The 21,508-nt window shown below is 74.0% G+C and carries 24 protein-coding genes and 1 tRNA gene; 4 read left to right on the forward strand and 21 right to left on the reverse strand.

The genetic code is table 11. The features are described from left to right. Window positions 1-351: 351 nt before the first annotated feature. The 11 genes from ACGFI2_RS03830 to ACGFI2_RS03880 form a co-directional block, all read right to left on the reverse strand. Window positions 352-918, reverse strand: a complete 567-nt coding sequence (locus ACGFI2_RS03830; RefSeq protein ID WP_393510161.1) for a MerR family transcriptional regulator — start codon at window positions 916-918, stop codon at window positions 352-354. A 210-nt stretch (window positions 919-1,128) separates the two neighbouring features. Next, complete coding sequence (locus tag ACGFI2_RS03835; RefSeq protein ID WP_091056860.1) at window positions 1,129-1,593, reverse strand: bifunctional nuclease family protein; 465 nt, start codon at window positions 1,591-1,593, stop codon at window positions 1,129-1,131. Between the two features lie 215 nt (window positions 1,594-1,808). Further along, on the reverse strand, window positions 1,809-2,510 hold the full coding sequence (locus ACGFI2_RS03840; protein WP_175441184.1) for a MerR family transcriptional regulator: 702 nt from the start codon (window positions 2,508-2,510) through the stop codon (window positions 1,809-1,811). Between the two features lie 50 nt (window positions 2,511-2,560). After that, the gene (locus ACGFI2_RS03845; RefSeq protein ID WP_007071101.1) at window positions 2,561-3,013 is read right to left on the reverse strand and encodes an FHA domain-containing protein; all 453 of its coding nucleotides are present in this window, start codon (window positions 3,011-3,013) and stop codon (window positions 2,561-2,563) included. A gap of 217 nt (window positions 3,014-3,230) precedes the next feature. Further along, window positions 3,231-3,611, reverse strand: coding sequence for a glycine cleavage system protein GcvH (gcvH, locus tag ACGFI2_RS03850; protein ID WP_393510165.1), 381 nt, complete (start codon window positions 3,609-3,611; stop codon window positions 3,231-3,233). A gap of 54 nt (window positions 3,612-3,665) precedes the next feature. Continuing rightward, window positions 3,666-4,607 (reverse strand): DUF881 domain-containing protein, encoded by a 942-nt coding sequence (locus ACGFI2_RS03855; RefSeq protein ID WP_393510167.1) that lies wholly within the window; start codon window positions 4,605-4,607, stop codon window positions 3,666-3,668. Window positions 4,608-4,617: 10 nt separating this feature from the next. Further along, window positions 4,618-4,950, reverse strand: coding sequence for a small basic family protein (locus tag ACGFI2_RS03860; RefSeq protein ID WP_007071104.1), 333 nt, complete (start codon window positions 4,948-4,950; stop codon window positions 4,618-4,620). After that, window positions 4,947-5,891, reverse strand: coding sequence for a DUF881 domain-containing protein (locus tag ACGFI2_RS03865; protein WP_393510169.1), 945 nt, complete (start codon window positions 5,889-5,891; stop codon window positions 4,947-4,949). The genes ACGFI2_RS03860 and ACGFI2_RS03865 overlap by 4 nt, the downstream gene beginning before the upstream one ends. Then, complete coding sequence (locus ACGFI2_RS03870; protein ID WP_393510172.1) at window positions 5,888-6,523, reverse strand: CDP-alcohol phosphatidyltransferase family protein; 636 nt, start codon at window positions 6,521-6,523, stop codon at window positions 5,888-5,890. Before ACGFI2_RS03870 ends, ACGFI2_RS03865 begins: the two co-directional genes overlap by 4 nt. 283 nt (window positions 6,524-6,806) lie before the next feature. Further along, window positions 6,807-7,277, reverse strand: a complete 471-nt coding sequence (locus tag ACGFI2_RS03875; protein WP_393510175.1) for a MarR family transcriptional regulator — start codon at window positions 7,275-7,277, stop codon at window positions 6,807-6,809. Window positions 7,278-7,325: 48 nt separating this feature from the next. After that, a complete protein-coding gene (locus ACGFI2_RS03880) occupies window positions 7,326-8,513 on the reverse strand; it encodes a PP2C family protein-serine/threonine phosphatase (RefSeq protein WP_393510178.1) in 1,188 nt (395 codons plus the stop codon). A 213-nt stretch (window positions 8,514-8,726) separates the two neighbouring features. On the opposite strand from ACGFI2_RS03880, the gene ACGFI2_RS03885 reads away from it, so the two are divergent. The 3 genes from ACGFI2_RS03885 (at window position 8,727) to ACGFI2_RS03895 (ending at window position 10,343) form a co-directional block, all read left to right on the forward strand. Next, window positions 8,727-9,608, forward strand: coding sequence for a universal stress protein (locus tag ACGFI2_RS03885; protein ID WP_393510181.1), 882 nt, complete (start codon window positions 8,727-8,729; stop codon window positions 9,606-9,608). A gap of 64 nt (window positions 9,609-9,672) precedes the next feature. Then, window positions 9,673-9,882, forward strand: a complete 210-nt coding sequence (locus ACGFI2_RS03890; RefSeq protein WP_091056824.1) for a phosphatidylethanolamine-binding protein — start codon at window positions 9,673-9,675, stop codon at window positions 9,880-9,882. Continuing rightward, entirely contained in the window at window positions 9,879-10,343 is a 465-nt protein-coding gene (locus ACGFI2_RS03895) for a hypothetical protein (protein ID WP_393510184.1), read from the forward strand. The genes ACGFI2_RS03890 and ACGFI2_RS03895 overlap by 4 nt, the downstream gene beginning before the upstream one ends. A 5-nt stretch (window positions 10,344-10,348) precedes the next feature. On the opposite strand, the gene ACGFI2_RS03900 is transcribed toward ACGFI2_RS03895, so the two are convergent. Continuing rightward, window positions 10,349-10,555: a hypothetical protein gene (locus tag ACGFI2_RS03900; protein WP_393510187.1), complete on the reverse strand. Its 207-nt coding sequence runs from the start codon at window positions 10,553-10,555 to the stop codon at window positions 10,349-10,351. A 127-nt stretch (window positions 10,556-10,682) separates the two neighbouring features. Here ACGFI2_RS03900 and ACGFI2_RS03905 point away from each other — a divergent pair, with 127 nt between their 5' ends. Beyond that, complete coding sequence (locus tag ACGFI2_RS03905) at window positions 10,683-11,339, forward strand: hypothetical protein (protein WP_393510188.1); 657 nt, start codon at window positions 10,683-10,685, stop codon at window positions 11,337-11,339. 10 nt (window positions 11,340-11,349) lie between these two features. Here ACGFI2_RS03905 and ACGFI2_RS03910 read toward each other — a convergent pair whose 3' ends face one another. The 9 genes from ACGFI2_RS03910 to fdh form a co-directional block, all read right to left on the reverse strand. Continuing rightward, a complete protein-coding gene (locus ACGFI2_RS03910; protein WP_107157906.1) occupies window positions 11,350-11,535 on the reverse strand; it encodes a hypothetical protein in 186 nt (61 codons plus the stop codon). 67 nt (window positions 11,536-11,602) lie between these two features. Continuing rightward, entirely contained in the window at window positions 11,603-11,800 is a 198-nt protein-coding gene (locus ACGFI2_RS03915; RefSeq protein ID WP_107157830.1) for a hypothetical protein, read from the reverse strand. Window positions 11,801-11,845: 45 nt separating this feature from the next. Beyond that, on the reverse strand, window positions 11,846-12,670 hold the full coding sequence (locus ACGFI2_RS03920) for a hypothetical protein (protein WP_393510191.1): 825 nt from the start codon (window positions 12,668-12,670) through the stop codon (window positions 11,846-11,848). 30 nt (window positions 12,671-12,700) lie between these two features. Continuing rightward, on the reverse strand, window positions 12,701-14,464 hold the full coding sequence (selB, locus tag ACGFI2_RS03925) for a selenocysteine-specific translation elongation factor (RefSeq protein WP_393510194.1): 1,764 nt from the start codon (window positions 14,462-14,464) through the stop codon (window positions 12,701-12,703). A gap of 4 nt (window positions 14,465-14,468) precedes the next feature. Further along, window positions 14,469-15,761, reverse strand: a complete 1,293-nt coding sequence (selA, locus tag ACGFI2_RS03930) for an L-seryl-tRNA(Sec) selenium transferase (RefSeq protein WP_393510197.1) — start codon at window positions 15,759-15,761, stop codon at window positions 14,469-14,471. A gap of 20 nt (window positions 15,762-15,781) precedes the next feature. Beyond that, window positions 15,782-15,877: transfer RNA gene (locus ACGFI2_RS03935), tRNA-Sec, on the reverse strand. A gap of 45 nt (window positions 15,878-15,922) precedes the next feature. After that, window positions 15,923-17,080, reverse strand: coding sequence for an NrfD/PsrC family molybdoenzyme membrane anchor subunit (gene nrfD, locus ACGFI2_RS03940; RefSeq protein WP_393510200.1), 1,158 nt, complete (start codon window positions 17,078-17,080; stop codon window positions 15,923-15,925). After that, the gene (locus ACGFI2_RS03945; RefSeq protein ID WP_393510202.1) at window positions 17,077-18,123 is read right to left on the reverse strand and encodes a 4Fe-4S dicluster domain-containing protein; all 1,047 of its coding nucleotides are present in this window, start codon (window positions 18,121-18,123) and stop codon (window positions 17,077-17,079) included. Before ACGFI2_RS03945 ends, nrfD begins: the two co-directional genes overlap by 4 nt. Beyond that, complete coding sequence (gene fdh, locus ACGFI2_RS03950; protein ID WP_393510205.1) at window positions 18,116-21,424, reverse strand: formate dehydrogenase; 3,309 nt, start codon at window positions 21,422-21,424, stop codon at window positions 18,116-18,118. Before fdh ends, ACGFI2_RS03945 begins: the two co-directional genes overlap by 8 nt. Between the last annotated feature and the right edge of the window lie 84 nt (window positions 21,425-21,508).

Consider the following 21,508-nt stretch of genomic DNA (forward strand, 5'->3'; position numbering starts at 1 on the left):
GTGACGTCGACACGCCGACGACCGAGACGGACCATAGCGCGCCCGCCGACACCGTTCACGACTGCCCTATCAGGATCCCGACAACCCTCAACTACGGACGGTCAACACGACACCCCACTCAGGTGGACGCGGCGCACCCACGCGACCACAGCCGGTCAACACCGGCCGCGTACCGTCTCTTTCGGATACTGCGCGGCCACCCAGCGCGACCTGCACACACCCGCCCCGACGCCGGCCCGGCCCCCGCGCCCACCGCCGGCCCCCCACCACGCTCACAGACAGTCACCGAAACGACGAATCGCGCCGGACCGGAAGGCCACGACGCGATTCCGTGCACGAGACGCCAGCCGATCAGCCGGCCCGACGCCGCGCCCGACGCGCCGCCAACTCGTCCCCCACCGAATCCACCTCGGGCTCCGCCGCCGGGGCGTCCCGCTCCGGCCCACCCGCCGGCTCCGCCGGCAGGTGCGACAACGAACCCTGGATCTCCTTGAACGCGCCACCGATCGCGATGCCGAACACCCCCTGGCCACCCTGCAACAGGTCGACCACCTCCTCCGGCGACCGGCACTCGTACACCGTCGTCCCGTCGGAGATCAACGTGATGCCCGCCAGATCATCCACCCCACGCGACCGCAACGCCTCGATCGCCTTGCGGATGTTCTGCAGCGACACCCCGGCGTCCAACAACCGCTTCACGACCTTCAACACCACCAGGTCGCGGAACGAATACAACCGGGACGTCCCCGACCCCGACGCGTCGCGCACACTCGGCACCACCAGAGCCGTCCGCGCCCAGTAGTCCAACTGCCGGTAGCTGATGCCCACCGCCGAACACGCGGTCACCCCCCGGTAGCCCACCTCACCGTCAGCGGCCTGCTGTCCCCCACTCGGACCAGGATCCTGCGGCTCGTGCATCCGGACCAACCTCCCCGCCCGTGCGGCGCCACGTCGACTTCCCCGTACGCGCACCCCTCGACACGGCAACCCTAACGCCGGGGAGCGGACAACACCGGCAGGAGACACCCGACACGCCGCGCCACCGACCCGCCACAGCACACACGGCGGCCAGTCGCCACCACCGTGACCACCACCGCCGCGCACCCCGGCCGACCGACCGGCCACCGCTCAGCCCGCGAAGTCCTCCGGACGCACCTGGTCCAGGAACTCCCGGAACTTCTCCACCTCGTCCTCCTGCTCGTCCGGGATCACGATCCCCGCCTCGCTGAGGACCTGCTCCGCACAACGAATCGGCGCACCCACCCGCAACGCCAACGCGATCGAGTCACTCGGCCGTGCCGACACCCGCACCCCGTCACCCAGCAGCAGATCCGCGTAGAAGACGTTCTCCTTCAACTCGGTGATCTCCACCGCCCGCAACGGCGCCTGCACCGCCGCCAACACATCCCGCAGAAGATCATGCGTCAACGGCCGAGCCGGCTTGACCCCCTGCTGCTCGTAAGCGATGGCCGTCGCCTCGACCGCACCGATCCAGATCGGCAGGTAGCGGTCCCCCTCGACCTCCCGCAGCAGGACGATCGGCTGGTTGCTGGGCAACTCCACCCGAACTCCGACCACGCTCAGCTCGCGCACCGCCGCCTCCGTGTCGTCGTCACCTTCGCACCGCGCCTTCCCTGCACGGTACACGGACCCAGGACACGCAAGTCCCACGCGCTACGTGCACCACGCCCTCGACAGACGGGCTTACCCCGGCAAGCCTACGACACGCCCACGCCGACCGAACGGCGCGCGCCCACCCACGACGAAGGGCCGGACACCCCACGGCGCCCGGCCCCTCACCCACCACCTCACCGACCCAACGTCGACCGCAGCCCCACCCGCACCAACGCCGCGTGCAACTGCTGCGACAACGCCATCAACTCCCGCGCCGTCTCCGCCGCACGCGCCCGCGCCGCCGGATCACTCTGCCGCGCCAACGGCGCCACCAACTGCGCGAACAGGCCGACCTCACGATCCGCCGCCGACCGGTACGCCCGCAGATGCCGCGGCTGGAACCCGTACGCCGCCAACCCCGCCACCGCACTCGCGATGATCAACGCATCCGCGTCATACCACCCCGGCGGATCCGACACCAGCACACCGAGCCGCTCCAACTCGACCAACGTCGACTCGTCGACCCCGCTGCGCGACAGCAACTCCGACCGGCCCAACCGCACCTCGGACGACTCGACCGGCTCCACCGACTCCCGACCCGGCACCTCACCACCCGGACCGACCGCCACCAGATTCGGCCGCGACCGCCCCGACGGCGCACCCGACGAATCCCACTCCGCCAACTGCTCCCGGATCACCCGCAACGGCAGATACTGATCCCGCTGCGCGGTCAGCACGAACCGCAGCCGCGCCACGTCGTCCCAGCCGTACTTTCGGTAACCCGCCGGCGTCCGCTGCGGCTCCACCAGGCCCTCGGCCTCCAGAAACCGCAACTTCGAGATCGTCACGTCCGGAAACTCCGCCCGCAACTGCGCCAACACCTCGCCGATACTCATCAGCCCAGGTGAGCGCGCCGCACCGGACGGCGTCGAAGCCGCAGGCTCGTTCACCCCCGGCCGGCCTCCTCCTCCGGGCGCGGACCGGCGATGAACACCACCCGGAACTTGCCGATCTGCACCTCGTCACCGTTGCTCAACGTCGCCGCCTCGACCCGCTCCCGGTTCACGTACGTGCCGTTCAGGCTGCCCACGTCCCGCACCGTGAACGTGCCGCCGTCACGGTGGAACTCCGCGTGCCGCCGCGACACCGTCACGTCGTCGAGGAAGATGTCACTGTCCGGGTGCCGCCCACTCGTCGTCACGTCGTGGTCCAACAGGAACCGGGCACCCGCATTCGGGCCCCGGCGAACCACCAGCAACGCCATTCCCGGCGGCAACGAACCGGACATGCGGCTCGGCACCACATCGGTGTCCGGCCCTTCCAGCACTTCGTCGAGCGAACCGAGATTGAGCGTCGAAGTGACGTCGAGCGGGGGGAACTCGTCGTCTGGGCGCGTCATGGGACCACCTCACGGATCTGTTCGGTCGGCGTCGGGGAATGGCGGGTCTGGCCGCCGGGCGAACCCACACCCGGCGGCTGGCTCCCCGTGCCCGGGAAGGCGCACTCCGCAACGCTCAAACTATTGGTTCTCGGTCGACTGGGCGAGCCTAGCCAGCGCCGAAATGCAGGGCAACCGGACGCGCGGAACCAACCGCGTCGCCCGGAACGACACGAACTCAGCTCTCGGTGAGCTCGCGGTACGCACCAGCGGTCAACAGACCCTCGACCGCCGCCGGATCATCCGGAGTGATCTCCAACAACCAACCCGCACCGTACGGATCCGTGTTGATCACCTCCGGCGTGTCGGCCAACGCCTCGTTGCGCGCCGACACCGTGCCACTCAACGGCGCGTAGATCTCCGACACGCTCTTCGTCGACTCGATCTCCCCCAGCGACTCACCCGCCGCCACCACCGCACCGGAGTCCGGCAGCTGCACGAACACGATGTCACCCAGGGCGTCCTGCGCGAAGTGCGTGATACCGACGCGGACGACACCACCGTCACCACCGACCACCCACTCGTGCTCGGCGGTGTACCGCAGATTCTCAGGAATCACCAACTGCGTCCTTCGTCATCGGCGCACCGGGGAAACCGGCGCGGCCGCGACCGGTCAGGAGACCGGCCGGGCGTGGTCCAGCCTGATCGGCGCGTGCAGCTGCGAAACCTCCACAACCTCACGATCCTCGGACGCCACGTTACCGCCGTTGTCCCGCACCGTTGAGACCACCCCGCCCGGAATGTTCAAGGCCGTACGCATGGTCGCCGGATCACCGATCACCAGGATCGTGTACGGGCCACCCAACCGACGCCCGTCCACCACCAGCCCGCCACTCGACCCGTCCACGAAATACGTCGACGCGATGATCCGCACCGCGGTGCCGTCCGCACCCTGGATCTGCATCGCCTCCGCGCCCGCGCCCCGCAACTCCTGCACCGCGTCCAGGATCCGCGTCGACGACATCGCCTTGCCCGACCCCGAGAACCGCACCTCCAGGCCCGGCCCCACCGCCGGCAGCGTCCCCGCCAGGATGCCCAGCTCGTCCGCACGCCGCGTCGCCTCCTGCAACGCCGCCTGCCGACCCTGCTCACCCGAACGCAACTGCCGCTGGCTCTCCTCCAACGCCTCGATGTCCTGGCGCAGCCGCCGCTCCCGAGAATCCAGATCCGACGAGATCCGCACCAGGTCCTCCTCCCGCGTCGCCGCGAGCGTCGGATCCGTCGACGTCGTCTTGAACTGCACCACAAGCGTGAAACCCAACAACGCCAGCAGCACCCCGATCATCGCCCCCGCGGACGTGAACCGCCGTGCCACCGGCGCCCGCTCAGGCTCCGCCGCCGCCCCCGGCTCCTCCGCCGGCGCCGGCACGTCCTCCCGCTCGGCGGGCTCGGCGGGCTCGGCCGGCTCGACGGGCTCGGCCGGCGCCAACGGGCTCAACTCGTCCGGATCCGGCGCGTCCGGACGCGGATCCGGCTCACCCGCCGGACCCGACGGCCGCCCCGGCACCGCCGGCTGCGGCCACCCCGTGCCCGTCTCCCTGTGCTCCTCGCTCATCGCCACCAACCTACGCCCGGAACAGGTGCCGGCGGATCGCCGCCACATTCCCGAAGATGCGCACCCCGAGCACGACCACCACACCGGTGGACAACTGACCGCCCACACCCAACTGGTCGCCCAGATACACGATCAGACCCGCCACCAGCACGTTCGAGATGAACGACACCACGAACTGCTTGTCGTCGAAGATCCGGTCCAGCTTCGCCCGCACCCCACCGAACACCGCGTCCAACGCGGCCACCACCGCGATCGGCAGATACGGCTGCAACGCCGCCGGCACCGTGGGATCCAGATACACCCCCAGCACCACACCGGCGAGCAACGCCAGCACCGCGATCATCGGCCACCTCCCGAGGGACTGGAAGAAACACCCGAACCGGACGGCCCGGGACTGGACGAACCCCCGACACCCGAACCCGACGGGCTCGGGCTCGCCGAGGGCTCGGCGTAGCGTAGCCGTGGCTCAGGAGCGGCCGGGAGGGTGAGGTCGTCGACCTCCTTCACCCCGAACGACAACCCCGTCGTCCGCGCCACCTCGCGCATCAACGCCGCCGCCCGGCCGTCGTCGAACGTGTCCCGCATCGACCCCGGCCCGATCGCCTGCACCTCGTACGGGCTCGTCACCGGCCGGTAGTCCACCAGGATCGCCTCACCGGCCTGCCGGATCGTCGACGTCGCCGTCAACCGCTGCCCGTTGATCGACACGGCCTCCGCACCCGCCGCCCACAGGCCGTTCGCGACCTTCTGCAGGTCCGAGTACAACACCTGCGACTCCGCCGTGTCCGCGCCCGTCACCGCGTCCTTGTCCCGCGGCGCATCGGCCAACCGCACCACCACACCGTCGCCGCGCACCCGACCCAGGCCGGTGCCCGCCTCCAGGTTGCGCAACCGGGACGCCTGCGAGCCGCTCAGCGCCGCATCCCGCTGCCGGCCGACCTCCTCGCGCAACTGCTCCGCCCGCGCGGTCAACCGGTCCGTCTCCGTCTCCCGCTGCTTGATCTCGGCGATCAAGCCGGCCCGCGCCGTCGCCCGGCTCGGCTCCTCGGCCATCGTCTCCCGGTAGGCCACCGCGAACAGGAAACCGATCACCGCCAGCACCACCAGGCTCACCGGCCGGCCCAGCACCTCCCGCACCCGCGACACCGGACCCACCGCCCGCCGCGCCGCCGCGTCCGCGTAACCCGGATCCAACGGGTTGCGGAACAGCTCGGTCAGGAAGTCCGGCGCGTACACCCGCGCCGACGGGTCCCGCTCTGCGTCCCGTGGCGGCGCCGCCGTCACGCCGTCGCCCCCGCGCGCCGCGCCCGCATCTCCCGGACCAGCCGGCGGGCCTGCACCACGTACATCGCGCCGGCGACCCAGTAGAGCACCAGGCCCCACCAGGCCAGGCCCCATCCGATCGCCCCGGCGGCGGTGGCCACGCCCGGCGCGGCATCGGCCAGCAGCAGGACCGGGAACGCCGCCAGCAGCAGGAACGTCGCGGTCTTGCCCACGTAGTGCACCGGCGGCGGGCCGTAGCCGTAGCGGCGCAGCACCCCCAGCGAGCCGAGCAGCAGCAGCTCGCGGGCCAGCAGCGCGGCGGTGAACTGCCAGGGCACCACCTCGCGGGCGGTGAAGGCGAGCAGGGTGGCCAGGATGTAGAGCCGGTCGGCCAGCGGGTCCAGCAGCTCGCCCAGCCGGCTCACCTGGCGCATCCGGCGCGCGATCCAGCCGTCCACCCAGTCGCTGGTGCCGCCCACGGCCAGCACCACGACGGCGATCACGTCGGCCCGGACCACCAGGAAGAGCCAGAGGAAGAGCGGCACGCCCAGCAGCCGCACGAAGCTGATCAGGTTGGGCAGGGTGAGGACGCGATCGGCGGCGACCGTCGAACCATCCCCCGGGTGCTCCGCCGGAACCGGCCCACGCGACACCCCAACCCCCCTTCGCAGCACGGTCCGGCAGCCGTACGAGCGGCCGCCGGAGGAACGTGCGCGTTGCCGGCCGGTCAGACGCCGGCGCCCTCCCCGATGCGGCCCACCATCGAAGCGATCATGGGCCGGCCAGTTGCGCTGCCACTATATCGGGCTTCCCCGCCCGTCCCGGCCGCTGCGCTGCGTCGCTGCTCAGTGTCGTGACCGTGTCTACCGTCACAATCGCTACGGCATCCTAGGATACTAGTTGAATGGGCCGACGCCGGCACGGAGGTCCGCGGGGTCAGGCGGTGCGGGCGGTCGAGTCGGAGCCGGTCTGCGGCGCCGTCGTGGTGGCCGCCTGGCCGAACGCGAGCAACGCCAGCAGCAGCTCGTGCTGCACCCGGTTGGGCATCCGGTCCAGCACGGCCTGCACCGCCCGGTGTCGCCGCTCCTGCAGCTCGCGCAGCAGCGACTCCGCCGCGTTCGTGGGCAGCAGGCGCACCTCGCGGCGGTCCCGAGGGTCGGCCACCCGGCGCAACAGGCCCACCGCCTCCAGCCGGTCGCAGAGCCGACTGGCCGACGACGGCACCACGTCCAGCAGCTCGGCCAGGCGGTTCACGTTGGTGTCCGGGTGCGACACGATCAGCGACAGCACCCGCAACTGGGTGGGCGAGACGCTGACGGTGTCCCGCGAGGTGGCGGAGTCGAGCACACCGATGAGCGCCTCGGCAGCCGCCTCGACGGCCGCGGCAAGATTCGGAGGTCGCTCCACCCGCTGTCCCCTGCGATCGTCCCGCTCGTGTTCGCTCCGCCGCTCCGGTCACTGCCCGGTGACGTCGTCCGGCCGGTTTGAACCGCGCCAGTCCAGGCAGACGACGACCGCGTCGTCGCGGAGATCCGCGTCGGCATGATACGCGTGCAGTTCGCGCATCACCGTACCAACTGCCTCGGTCGCCGGCTGCAACCGAGTGGACCGCATCGCCCGCGCCATCGCCCGGTTGCCGTAGGGCTCCTGCTCGTCCGGCTCCGCCGCGTAGACCCCGTCGCTGACCACGAACAGCCGGTCCCCCGGCTCCAGAGCGAACTCCTGCACCGCGTAGCGGGTCTCGGCGAACATGCCCAGCGGCAGCTGCTGCTCCAGCATGACCGGCGTGACCCGGCCACCGCGCAGCCGCAGCACGTGCGGGGACCCGGCGTCCACCGCCCGTACCACGCCACGCCGGTCGTCCAGCTCCAGCAGCAGCGTGGCCACGTGCCGCTCCCCCCGGTGCTGGTAGAAGATCGTGTCGGAGGCCAGCTCCGCCTGCTCGACCAGGCTGCCGCCGGACCGGCGCGCGTTGCGCATGGCGTTCACGGTCACCGCGGTGAGCAACGACGCGGACAATCCGTTGCCGGCGCCGTTGAGCACCGTCACGGTGAGCCGGTCGCCGTCGACGGACCAGTCGAAGTGGTCGCCACCCACCGTGTAGGCCGGTTCGAGCTGCCCGGCCAGCAGCACGTCGCCGTGCCGGACACTGCGCCCGGGCAGCAGGTCCCACTGCATCTCCGCGGCCATGCTGAGCCGTTCCCGGCGGCGCGCCCGGCGGTAGCGGTCGGTCTCCCGGTCCGCCGCCCGGATCGCCAACGCCAGGTCGCCGGCGGCGTCGCGCGCGGCGGCCACGGTGGCCGCGTCCGGGGTGCCGGGCAGCTCGACCATCAGCACGCCGAGCCGCTCCCCCCACACCGACAGCGGCAGGTAGGCCCGGCAGCGGCCGTCGTCCGCGGTGTCCAGCACCGGTTGCTGGCTGCTGAAACAGCGCTGGGCCACACCGTGGGAGCGGAGCGGGCCGCCGTCCGGGCGCGCCGGGTCCAGCACCGGCCAGAGGCCGCTGGACCGGTAGTCGGCGACGAACACCTCCGCCCGTACGGCGCCGAACGTCTGGCGCAGCACCGCTTCCGCGGTCTCCGCCAGCTGGTCGGGTGGCGCCGTGCGCAGGGCACGCGACACCGGTCCGGACGCCTCCGGCATGTGCTCATCCTCCGATGACGACTATTGCTACAGGGCAAACATCATACGGAGGACCACCGACACCGGACGTGGGGTGGCCGTCAGCCCGCCGGACCCCCCTCCCCTGGACGCTGGCCGCCAGGGTAGCGAGCGGTCGACTCGGCGGTATCAGCCCGACGGGGTCGCGCCGGCCGCGATACTGACGCGGAGCGGCCGGCGACGGGAGGTACGGGGGTGAACTCGGCGAACGGCGCGGCCGTGGTGGTGGGCGTGGACGGCTCGGAGCCGGCGACCCGGGCGGTGCGCCTGGCGGCCCGGGAGGCCGGCCGCCGCAGCCGCCCGCTGCGGGTGGTGCACGCCTTCATCTGGCCCCTGCTGCGCGTGCCGGTGTCCGCGCCCGCCCAGGCGCCACCGGGCGCCGGCCTGCGCAACCAGGCCGAGCAACTGGTCGGCGACGCGGTCGGGGTGGCCCGGGCGGAGTGCCCCGGACTGCGGATCACCGGCGAGATCATCGACGGGGAGGCCGCCGCCGTGCTGCTCGGTGAGTCCCCCACCGCCGCGCTGGTGGTGCTCGGCGACCGCGGCCTCGGTGGCTTCGCCGCGCTCGTGGTCGGCTCGGTCGCGGTGCAGGTCGCCTCGCACGCCGACTGCCCGGTGCTGATCGCCCGCGGCGCCGCCCACGACGCCGGCCCGGTGGTGGTCGGCGTGGACGGCTCGCCGCTGTCCCGCGACGCGGTCGAGTTCGCCGCCGGCACCGCGTCGTCACGCGGCGCCCGCCTGCACGCCGTGCACGCCTACACCCACCCGACCTCGCGGGAGCCCGGCGACATGCAACCCCTGGTGTACGAGGAGGGGCGGCTGCGCGGCGAGGAGGACCGGGTGCTGGCCGAAATGCTGGCCGGGATCGAAGAACGCTGGCCGGACGTGCCGGTGACCCGCGAGGTGGTGCACGCCCGGCCGGTCACGGCGCTCACCGCGGCCTCCCGCGACGCCCAGCTCGTGGTGGTCGGCCGGCAGGGTCGCGGCGAGCTGAGCGGGCTGCTGCTCGGCTCGGTCAGCCAGGCGTTGCTGCACCGGGCCGACTGTCCGGTCGCGGTGGTGCGCGCCCCCGACTGAACGGTTGTCCGCGCCCCGGGCGGGTAGACGGTGCCGACAGCCGAAGCGACCGGAGGAGGCAGCGATGCCAGGACCACGGCCGGGCAGCAACGCGTACGACAAGCAGCGGGCGCGCCTGCGCGATCGCGTCGAGCAGTCCGGACGGGCCGCCGACCAGGAGGCGAACCAGGTGGCCAACCGGATCCTGCAGGACGATCGGGGTCAGCGTGGCGTCGTCCGGGGCGAACGGACCTACGGGCCCAAGGGCGAGCGCGAACCGGGCGACCCGAAGTGAGGGCGGCACCCCTGGTCGACGGCGCCATCGCGGGCGCCGTCGGCAGTGCCGTGCTGAACGTGGTGAGCTATCTCGACATGACGGTGCGGGCCCGCCCGGCCAGCACCACCCCGGAGACGACCGCCGGGCGCCTCGCCGACGTGGCGCACGTCGACCTCGGGCCGGTGGAGGAGGCGGCGAACCGCCGGGCCGGCCTCGGGCCGGTGCTCGGATACCTCACCGGGATCGCCGCCGGGGCCGCGTTCGGTCTGCTCGCCGCCCGCCGGCGGGTGCCGCTGCCGGTGGCCGTGACGCTCCTCGGCGGCGGGGTGATGGCCACCTCGGACGGCTCGATGACGCTGCTCGGCGTGACCGACCCGCGCACCTGGCGCCGGATCGACTGGCTCTCCGACCTGGTGCCACACCTGGCGTACGGGCTGACGGCCGCAGCCACCTGGCGGAGGCTGCGGCCGTCGTCGTGACCCGCTCAGCGGTCGCTGGCGTCGTCGGCCACCGGCTCGCCGGCCGGGCCGTACGGCGACGTCTGTCCCTTCGGCACCGGCCGGCCCGTGTCGGCGTTGGACGTGCCGCCGCCGCGCGAGCGCCCACCGCCGGTCAAGGCGGACTTGCGGCTGTCCTGGCTGGTCGCGCCGAGGTCGTTCCGGCGAAGCTCCTCCTGCTGCGGCTTGACCACGGGTTTCTCCTTCCGCTGGGAGCGCACGGCCGTCGACCGCGCCGCTGATCGGGATACCCGCCGCCGCCCGGCGCATTCCGACGCCGCGACGGGGTCTGGGCCGGCTCCCGGTGGGTAACCGGCTCGAATGCCGGACGATCGGAACGTGGCGCGGGCCCTGCTGGACCGGCAGTCCCGCACGTACGCGGAGGAGGCCGGGATCACGCTCGCGGACCGGCCCGGCCCGCTCTACCAGTTGCTGGTGCTCACCACGCTGCTGAGCACCCGGATCCGGGCGAGCGTGGCGGTGGCCGCGGCGCGGGAGCTGTTCACCGCCGGCTGGCGGACCCCGCAGGCGATGGAGGCGGCGAGCTGGCAGGAGCGGGTGGACGCGTTGGGCCGGGGCCACTACCGGCGCTACGACGAGCGGACCGCCACCATGCTCGGCACCGGCGCCCGGCTCTGCCTGGACCGGTGGCACGGCGACCTGCGCCGGCTGCACCGGGAGGCCGGTGCGGATCGGGCGGTGCTGCGCCGGCGGCTCACCGAGTTCCCCGGCATCGGCCCGACCGGCGCGGACATCTTCCTGCGCGAGGCGCAGGCGGTCTGGCCGGACGTGCGTCCGTACGCCGACCGGCGGACCCTGGCCGGGGCGCGGCGCCTCGGCCTGCCGGCGAACCCGCGCAGCCTGGTCGGCCTGGTCGGGGAGGCCGACTTCGGGCGGCTGGCGTCGGCGCTGGTGCGGGTGGCGCTCGGCGAGGAGTCGGCCGGCGAGGTGAGCCGCACCGCCGCCTCGGCCGGCTGAGCCGGTGCGGCTACTTGGCCGGGCCGGGCCGGGTCAGGTGCCAGGCCAGCAGCGAGGCGAGCAGGGCGAGCAGCACCACGCCGCCGGAGATGCCGCCACCCTCGCCGCCGCTGGCCCGGTGTCCGGTGGCGCCGAAGTAGATCACGGCCAGCCCGGCGAGCACGGTGACGAACGTACGCATTCCTCGGTCCTTCACGCCCCGCACGGTAGGGCCGGCGGCGACCCCGGCGGCCCGTTTCGCCCCGGTTGTCCCCCGTCCGGGGTCAGTCGGTCTCCAGGTCGTCCAGGGAGACGGCGTGCGTCATCAGCCACCGGGCCAGCGCGGCCATCCCGAACAGCCACAGCGGCGCCGACTCGGTGGTGCCGTTCGTGGCGAAGATGGCGAACCGCAGGTCCGGGGCCCGGTACGCCTCGATCCGCCACCTGTGGTTCTTGTCCCGCCAGACCGCGGAAGGGTCCATGGCGTCACGGTAGGTGACCGGGCCGGGCCGCCGTCGCCGGTTGGCTCACCAGTTCGGCACGACGTGGTCGCCGAGCCCCGCGCCGAGCCCCGCCACCACGAGCGACACCCCGATACCACCGACGATGCACCAGCCCAGCCCGCTCCAGCCGGAGCGACGCGGGCCGGTGGCGGGCACGTCCGCGCGCCAGCACTCCCGGTACGCCCAGGCGAGCACGCCGACGCCGAGCGGCAACAGCCCGATCCAGAACCAGTACCAGCGCGTGCCGAGCACCGGCGGCGGCGCGGCGAGCAGGGTGATCAGCCAGGCGGCGCCGATCACCATCGCGATCATGGCGGCCGCGGTCGCGAGCGCGTCGGCCCCGGTATCGCCGAAGTGGGTGGTGGCGTCGAGGGCACGCGGGTCGGCCAGCGGGTCGGTCCACGGGTCCCGGAACGGACCGCCGTCCGGGTCCGGCGACGCGCCGGTCGCCGCCGGGGACGGGGACGACGAGCCGGGGTCCGCGCCCTGCTGCGGATCCGGGTCGGCGCCGTCCTCGTCGTCGGTCCCGTCGGACACCGGCGGAGGCACGTACGCGTAGTGGAACCGGCCGTCGGGGCGGGCCCAGACCACCGTCGAGCCGCCCTCCGCGTACCGGGGCTCCGGGCGGCGGCCCCAGGGGCCGGAGTCGTCCCACCCGTCGGCACGGGTGATCGTCAGCACCCGGCCGGCGGCGAGGTCACGCTGCAGGCCCGCTTCGTCGTCGGCACGCGGCGCGGTCCACCAGGCCAGCGCCGCCCAGACCAGCCAGCAGGCCAGCAGCGCCGCCGGCAGCGCCCGCCGGCGCAGCCACGCCAGGTCGACGGGACCGGCACGACGGATGTCGATCATGCCGACACTCTGCCATCCGTACGCAACCGGTCAGCCGGGCCTGCGGACCACCTCGCGGGCGTCGTCGGGCAGCCGCCGGGTGACGCCGCGACGGTCCAGCAACTCCAGCAGCGGCACCGCCACCCGGCGGGTGGTGCCCAGCGCCTGCCGGGCGGCGCTGAGCGTGAACGGCTGCGGCAGCCCGGCGAGGACCCGCACCGCGTCGTCCGGCGCGCCCGGCAGCAGCACCACGTTCTCCGCCAGCCGGAGCAGCGCGCCGGCCCGCACCGCGGCGCCGATCTCCTTCGGGCCCAGACCGAGACCGGCGAGGTGGTGCGTCTCGGGGGCCTGGAACGGCCGGTCGCCGTACTCGGCGCGGACCCGCGCCACGGCCCGGGCCACCGGTTCGGGCAGTGCGCCGGCGGAGGCGGCGGTGACCAGGCCGTCGCGCAGCCGCAGCGGCGGGCGCAGCAGCGCGGTCACCAGCGCCCGGTCGGGCAGGTCGAGGCGGTGGCGCAGCACGTCCACCGGTACGCCGGCGGCGAGCGGCTGCTCGCCGGCGTAGCGGGTGACCTCCTCGGTGAGCCGGCGGCCCAGGTCCCGCCAGTGCTCCGGGTCGGCCAGCCAGTCACCGGCCACCGGGGTGCCGGTCGCCGGCACGCCCATCCGGGTGAGCTGCCCGGCCCGCACCAGCCGCCGGCGGCGCAGCTCACCGGCCGGGTCGGGTCGCCCGTCCAACCCGGCCAGCACGCCGGCCCGGGCGGCCGCCGCGCCCCGGCGGCGCAACGGCGGCGGGTCCACGTCCAGCACCGTCACCCCGCCGGCCACGTGGCGCCGGCCCGGGTCGCGCAGGAGCGCCCGGTCGCCGATCACCAGCGGCAGCGCGCGGGCCAGGCGCAGCCGGACCGTGTCCGGGCCGAGCGGCCGGACCCGGACGGGCACCGCCGCGGAGCCGACGTGCAGCATGAGGGTGGCCGGCAGGTCGGCGGCCGGATCCCCGGTCAGGCGCACGTCGAGCAGGTCGGTGCGGCCGAACCGGCCGGGGCGCAGCAGCGCGTCGCCGCGACCGATCCGGTCCCGGGACAGGCCGCGCAGGTTCACCGCCACCCGGGCCACCGCGTCGACCTCGGACCGGGCCGCGCCCAGGGAGTGCAGGCCGCGTACCCGCACCGGCTCACCGGTGGTGGCCAGCTCCAACTCGTCGCCGACGCGCAGCCGGCCGCCGCCGAGGGTGCCGGTGACCACGGTCCCGCTGCCGCGCACGGTGAACGCCCGGTCCACCCAGAGCCGGACCGGCGCGTCCCGGGCCGGGTCGGGCAGCCGGGCGACCAGGCGGTCCAGGGCGGCCCGCAACCCGGGCAGGCCGGCGCCGGTGACCGCGGAGACCGCCACCGCCTCCACCTCGCCGAGCGACGTGCCGGCGATCTCCTCCCGGGCCCGGGCCATGGCCGGCGCCGGGTCGGCCAGGTCCGCGCGGGTCACCGCCAGCAGCCCGTACGACACCCCGAGCGCGTCCAGCGCGGCCAGGTGCTCGGCGGACTGCGGCATCCAGCCCTCGTCGGCGCCGACGACGATCAGCGCGGCCGGCACCGGGCCGACCCCGGCCAGCATGTTCGGCACGAACCGCTCGTGCCCGGGCACGTCGACGAAGGCCAGGGTGCCGCCGGAGGGCAGCGTGGTCCAGGCGAAACCCAGGTCGATGGTCATGCCCCGGCGGCGTTCCTCCGCCCACCGGTCCGGTTCCATCCCGGTCAGCGCCCGGACCAGTGTGGACTTGCCGTGGTCGACGTGCCCGGCGGTGGCCACGACCCACACCGGCTCAGCCCTCCACGCGCAGGATCGCCGCGCGCACGTGGTCGTCGGCGGTCTCGGGCACGGCGCGCAGGTCCAGCAGGAGCCGGCCGTGCAGCACCCGGCCGAGGATCGCCGGCTCACCGGTACGCAGCGGCACGGCGTACCGCTCGGGCAGGCTCAACGCCCAGGAGTCCAGCTCCACCCCGGGCGCGCCGCCGCCGCCGACGACCGCCGCCGCCGGCACCACCTCGGCCTTGCAGCCGTCGGCGCCGAGGAGGTCACGCAGCCGTTCGGTCCGGGCGCGCAGCCGGCCCGGGTCGGCGTGCAGCGCGTCCCCGGTCGGGGTGGCGGGCGCGTGCAGCGTGGCGGCGAGCGCGGCGAGGGTGAGCTTGTCCACCCGCAGCGCCCGGGCCAGGGGGTGCCGGCGCAGCCGCTCGACCAGGTCGGTGTCGCCGAGCAGCAGGCCGGCCTGCGGCCCGCCGAGCAGCTTGTCGCCGCTGGCGGTGACCAGGTGCGCGCCGGCGCGCAGCGTGCTCGCCGCGTCCGGCTCGTCGGGCAGCAGCGGGTCACCGGCGAGCAGCCCGGAGCCGATGTCGACGACCACGGGCACGCCGAGCGTGGCCAGCTCGCCGACCGGCACGGCCGAGGTGAAGCCGGTGACCACGAAGTTCGACGGGTGCACCTTGAGCACGAAGCCGGTGTCCGGACCGGTCGCGACGGCGTAGTCGGCCCGGGTGGTGCGGTTGGTGGTGCCCACCTCGCGCAGCCGGGCGCCGGTGCTGGCCAGCAGGTCGGGCAGGCGGAACCCGTCACCGATCTCGACCAGCTCGCCGCGGCTGACCACGATCTCCCGGCCGGCGGCGAGCGCGGTGGCGGCCAGCACCAGCGCGGCGGCGCCGTTGTTGACCACGTGCACGGCGGCCGCGTCGGGCACGGCGGCGGCGAGCGCGTCGAGCGCCTCCCGGCCGCGCCGGGCCCGCCGGCCGGTGGCCAGGTCGAGTTCCACGTCGGTGTGCCCGGCGGCGGCGACCAGCGCGTCCACGGCGGCCGGAGCGAGGGGGGCCCGCCCGAGGTTGGTGTGCAGCACGACGCCGGTGGCGTTCAGCACCGGGCGCGGCGTGCGTCCGGGCAGCGCGGCCAGCGCCGCGTCGCGTACCTGCTCGGGGGTGATCTCACCGCGGCGGGCCCGCTGCTGGGCGGCGACGATCGCGGCCTTGACCCGGTCGCGGCCGAGCGTGCCGGCGGCGGCCGCCAGCGCCGGGTCGGCGAGCAGCGCGTCGGTGCGCGGCACCCGCCGCCGCGGGTCCACCTCGCGCATCGACGCTCCCCCGGACGGTTTGGCGGAGACGGACGGGAATCGAACCCGCCTGGCCCGGGTCCCGGACCACACCGGTTTTGAAGACCGGGAGGGGCACCAGCCGCCTGAACGCCTCCACGCAGCAGTCAATCACAGCGGCGGACGCACCGCCCGGCGAGGTGTCAGCCCCGCCGATCTGCGCGTTCGCGTTGCGGGACGACCGTGTACCTCGGGTCGCGCGCCGAGGCGACGCCGCCGTGGAAGATGCCGAAGCGGGTGCAGACGGAGGCGGCGAGCAGCGCGCCGCCGGACACCGCGGACAGCAGCCGGCTGCGGCGCCCGAGCCACGCGCCGGCCACCCCGGCGGCGGTGAGCGCCCGGCCGGCGCGCAGCAGCTTCCCGGGGGTGCCTTCGGCGTAGGGCTCGCTGAGCAGGCCGAGCCGGTTCTCCACCCGGTGCGCGCCCCACAGCTCCAGCGCCGCGCCGGCCACCGCGAGACGCCGCGCCGGCCCGGCCTGCCCGGGCGGCGCGGCCAGCAGCCCGACGCCCGCGCCGCTGGCCAGCGCGCTGCCCGCGAAGATGACCGGCAGTTCCGGGTACGCCTCGTGCCACGACGGCACCGCCGTGTCGGCCAGCAGCACCCCGGTGTACGTGGCCAGCGCCGGCGCGGTGACGGCGGCGACCAGCCCGGCCGCGTGCCCGGTCGGGGGCAGCAGCCGGCGACCCAACCCCAGCACGCCGTGCTCGGGCAGCCGGGGCGCCACCTCGGCGATCGCGGCCAGCCCGGCGGCCGGGCCGAACGCGCTGAGGATCCAGGTGCCCACCGACATCGGCGAGGTCACCTTCGCCACCCGCAGCATGTGGTGGAACCGGCTCGGCCGGCCCAGGTCGTTGATCAGGAAGTACGCGCTGGCGCTCACCGCCGCCAGCGAGGCGACCCGGCCGGCGCGGCGCAGCGCCGGCCGCCCGGTGAGCTGTCCGCCGGCGGCCAGCATCGAGGAACCGGCGGCGAGCCCGCCGGTGAACAGGTAGGCGGCGATGTCCCACTTCCACACCGGCGGCTTCAGCACCGGCCGGCCGTAGTAGGAGGTGAACTCCGCCGGTGGCACGTTGAGCTGCTCGCCACCGCCCTTGCCGGCACGGCGGCGCCGGGCGGTCGGGGCGGTGTCGCGGGCCGGGTGCGGGGCCAGGCCGGCCTCGCGGGCGCCGGCGTCGGTGCGGCCCACTCCCGGGCCGGGGCCGGTGGCCCGGCTGCCGGACTCCGGCGGCACGCCGCCGTCGGCGGCCAGGCGCTCCCGGAAGCGACGGAACAGGGCACCCACCGGACGGTCCGGGCTCACGACGATCCTCCGACGAACGCGGCGACGGTCGCCGCCGCCATGGCCAGCGCGGCCAGGCCGGCCCGCTTCCACATCTTCGGCAGGTCCCGGGTGGTGACCACCGGGTCCGGCGGCAGCCCGTACACCTCGGGCTCGTCCAGCAGCAGGAAGAACGCGCCGTCCCCGCCGACCCCGTCGGTCGGGTCGTGGCCGTAGAGCCGGGCCTCCGGCACGCCGCGCTCGTGCAGCGTGGCGACCCGCTGGGCGGCGCGGTCGCGCAGCTCGTCGAGCGGCCCGTACTGGATCGACTCGGTGGGGCAGGCCTGCGCGCAGGCCGGCGTCATGCCGGCGCCCAGCCGGTCGTAGCAGAGCGTGCACTTCCACGCCCGACCGTCGTCCTTGCGCTGGTCGATCACGCCGTACGGGCAGGCGGAGATGCAGTAGCCGCAGCCGTTGCAGATGTCCTCCTGCACCACGACGGTGCCGAACTCGGTGCGGAACAGCGAACCGGTCGGGCAGACGTCCAGGCAGGCCGCGTGCGTGCAGTGCTTGCAGACGTCGGACATCATCAGCCAGCGGAAGTCGGTGCGGCTCTCCGCGCCGGTGCCCCGACCGGGCGGCTGGGCGCCGGGCATGCCGAGGAACTCCGGGCCGGCCGACATCCGCGCCGCCGGCTCCGGGCGCCCCGGCGGCAGGCCCGGGTTCGTGCCGGTGTCGGTGGCCGTGCCGGCGCCTACCGACGCCGACACCGGGCTGCTGCTCGCCGGGCCGGTCGGGTCACCGGCGAACGGCGGCGTACGGTGCCCCGCCGGGCGGGGCTGCTCGATGAACGCCACGTGCCGCCAGGAGTTCGCGGTCAGCGCGCCGGTGTTGTCGTAGGACATGCCGAGCAGGTCGAAGCCCGAGTCCGGGACGCCGTTCCACTCCTTGCAGGCGACCTCGCACGCCTTGCAGCCGATGCAGACGCTGGTGTCGGTGAAGAAACCCATCCGGGGCGGCGCTGACTCCCAGCCGGCGTCGGGGGCCGGGTCGAGCGGTCCGTACAGGCTGTTGGCGTCAGGCATGACCGTTCCCGTCCTGGTGCGCGGCGGCCGACCGCTCGTCGGTGCCGCCGCCGGCCGCGTCGGTGGTGACCATCGGCACCTTCCGGTCCGGGGTCATCCCGGCCCGCCGCTGGTAGTCGCCGACCAGATCGAGCAGGGCCGGCCCGGTGGGCCGGCGTCCGGACCGGATGTCACAGGTGCCGATCTTGCTCTCCTGGATGAGCACGTTCGGGTCCAGGGTGATGCCGAACAGGTCGTTCGCCGAGTCGCCGGTGACCAGCCCTTCGGTGCCGAAGTGGTAGGGCAGCCAGACCTGGTGGATGATCCGCCCGTCCACCCGCAAGGGGGTGAGCCGGTCGGTGACCAGCACCCGCGCCTCGATCACCGCCCGCCCGCTGATCAGGTGCGCCCACCCGAGGTGCGCCAGCCCGACCTCGGCGGCCAGCTCCGGGGACACCTCGACGAACATCTCCGGTTGCAGCTCGGCCAGGCGCGGCACGGTACGGCTCATCCCGCCGGCGGTGTGGTGCTCGGTGAGCCGGCTGACCGTGAACACGTACGGGAAGACCTCGCTGTGCGGCTCCGGCGGGCTCGGGTTGATCCGGTTCACCGGGTGCTCGTAGATCTTCCGGGTCGGGTTGGCCTGCTGCCCGTAGAGCGGGTTGCGCATCGCCGACTCGGCCGGCTCGTAGTGCGTCGGCATCGGGCCGTCGAGCACGCCGCTCGGCGCGTACAGCCAGGCCTTGCCGTCGCCCTGCATGACGAACGGGTCGTCGCCGGCGAGCGCCTCCGGGCCTGAGGCGTCCTTCGGCGGCCGGTACGACGGCGGCTTCGTCTTCTCGAAGTCGGGCACGTCGTACCCGGTCCACTCGCCGGCGTCCGGGTCCCACCAGACGTACTTCTTGCGCTCGCTCCACGGCCGGCCCTCCGGGTCGGCGGAGGCGCGGTTGTAGAGCGTGCGCCGGTTCGCCGGCCAGGCCCAGCCCCACTCGGCGGCCACCCAGTCCTGCTCGTGCCGGGACTTGCGGCGGGCCGCCTGGTTCACCCCGTCGGCGTAGACGCCGGTGTAGATCCAGCAGCCGACGGCCGTGGAGCCGTCGTCCCTGGCCTCGGCGAACGCGTTCAGCGGACGGCCGGTGGCCACGTCGAAGCCGTTGATCTCCTTGAGCACCGCCTCGGCGCTCGGCTCGGCGTGCTCGCCGTGCGTCGGGTAGTCCCAGGCCAGGTCCAGCAGCGCCCGGTCGCGAGGCTTGGTGGAGGCGGCCAGCTTCTCCCGCAGCACCCGGCCGAGGTGGTAGAAGAACCACAGCTCGGAGCGGGCGTCGCCGGGCGGGTTGACCGCCTTCTCCCGCCACTGCAGCATCCGCTGCGTCTGGGTGAACGTGCCCTCCTTCTCCACGTGCGAGGCCGCCGGCAGGAAGAACACCTCGGTGCGGCACTCCTCCGGCACGATCTCCCCGGTGGCGATCTCCGGGCTGTTCTTCCAGAACATGGCGCTCTCGATCAGGAACAGGTCGCGGACGACCAGCCAGTCCAGGTTGGCCATGCCCAGGCGTTGGGCCCGCCCGTGCGCCGAGCCGACCGCCGGGTTCTGGCCGAGCAGGAAGTAGCCCTTCACCTTGCCGTCGATCATGTTCAGGACCTGCTGGTAGGTGCCGTGGTCGCCGGTCATCCGGGGCAGGTAGCCGTAGCCGAAGTCGTTCTCCGGCGTCGCCGCGTCACCCCAGTACGCCTTGAGCAGGCTCGCCGCGAACGCACCCGAGTTGCCCCAGAAGCCCTTCTGACCCGGGTGCCGGATGCTGTCCACCCACTTGTCGAACGTCGGGTGGTCGGCGTGGTGCGGCATCGGCAGGTAGCCGGGCAGCAGGTTGAACAGCGTCGGGATGTCGGTGGAGCCCTGGATGCTGGCGTGCCCGCGCAGCGCCATGATGCCGCCGCCGGGCCGGCCCATGTTGCCCAGCAGCGTCTGGATGATCGCGCCGGTGCGGATGTACTGCACGCCGACGCTGTGCTGCGTCCACCCCACCGAGTAGACGAGCGCGCCGGTGCGCTCCCGGCCGGAGTTCTCGGTCCAGGCGCGGGCCAGCTCGAGGAACTTCTCCTCCGGGATGCCGCAGACGCGGGCCACCATCTCCGGGGTGTAGCGGGCGAAGTGCCGCTTGAGGATCTGGTAGACGCAGCGCGGGTGCTGCAACGTGTCGTCGCGCGGGGTCTGCGCCGGCACCGGCTCGCCGTGCGACTCGTACTCCAGCCCGGAGGCCGAGTCGCGCTCCTTGCCGGTGCCCCGGATCTTGGTGTGGCCCTCCTGCCCCTCGTACTGCCAGCTGGTGTGGTCGTAGGAGCCGGTCTCCGGGTTGTAGCCGGAGAAGAGGCCGTCCAGGTCCTCGGTGTCGGCGAACTTCTCGCTGACGATGGTGGCCGCGTTGGTGTAGGCCAGCACGTACTCGCGGAAGTCGAGCTCGTTGTCCAGGATGTAGCGCACCACGCCGCCGAGCAGCGCGATGTCGGTGCCCGCCCGGATCGGCAGGTAGGTGTCGGCGAGCGCGCTGGTGCGGGTGAACCGCGGGTCGACGTGGAAGACCTTCGCGCCGCGCTTCTTCGCCTCCATCACCCACTGGAAGCCCACCGGGTGGGCCTCGGCCATGTTGGAGCCCTGGATGACGATGACGTCAGCGTTGGCGAGGTCCTGCTGGAAGTCCGTCGCGCCGCCGCGACCGAAGCTGGTCCCCAGACCGGGGACGGTGGCGGAGTGTCAAATACGCGCCTGGTTCTCGATCTGGAGTGCCCCCATCGCCGTGAACAGCTTCTTGATGAGGTAGTTCTCCTCGTTGTCCAGCGTCGCGCCGCCGAGGCTGGAGATGCCGAGCGTCCGGTTGAGCGGGCGGCCCTCGTCGTCGACGTCCTCCCAGGTCTCGTCGCGGGCGGCGAGGATCCGGTCGGAGATCATGTCGAGCGCGACGTCGAGGTCCAGGTCCTCCCACTCGGTCGCGTACGGCCGGCGGTAGCGGACCTTCGTCTGGCGCAGCGGGCTGGTCACCAGGCTCTTGCTGGCCGAACCCTTCGGGCAGAGCCGGCCCCGGGAGATCGGGCTGTCCGGGTCGCCCTCGATCTGGGTGACCCGGCCGTCCTTGTGAAAGACGCGCTGCCCGCAGCCGACCGCGCAGTAGGGGCAGACCGACCGGGCCATGCCGTCCGCGGTCTCGGTGCGGGCGGTCAGCTCGGCGGAGCGCGCCGACTGCGCGGCGGCGCCGCGCCCCAGCGGGTCGGTGCCGGTGAGTTGCCGGTACACCGGCCACCCCTGGATGAACGTCTTCAGACCCACCCGGGCACCCCTCCACGCGGAGAACGGCTGACCTCCTGCACACTAGGCCAGCCGTCTGGCGTCCGCGAGTCGAGCGGAAAACAG

Origin of the sequence: Micromonospora sp. NPDC049282 (genome assembly GCF_043197045.1) — a bacterium.
Classification (GTDB): domain Bacteria; phylum Actinomycetota; class Actinomycetes; order Mycobacteriales; family Micromonosporaceae; genus Micromonospora.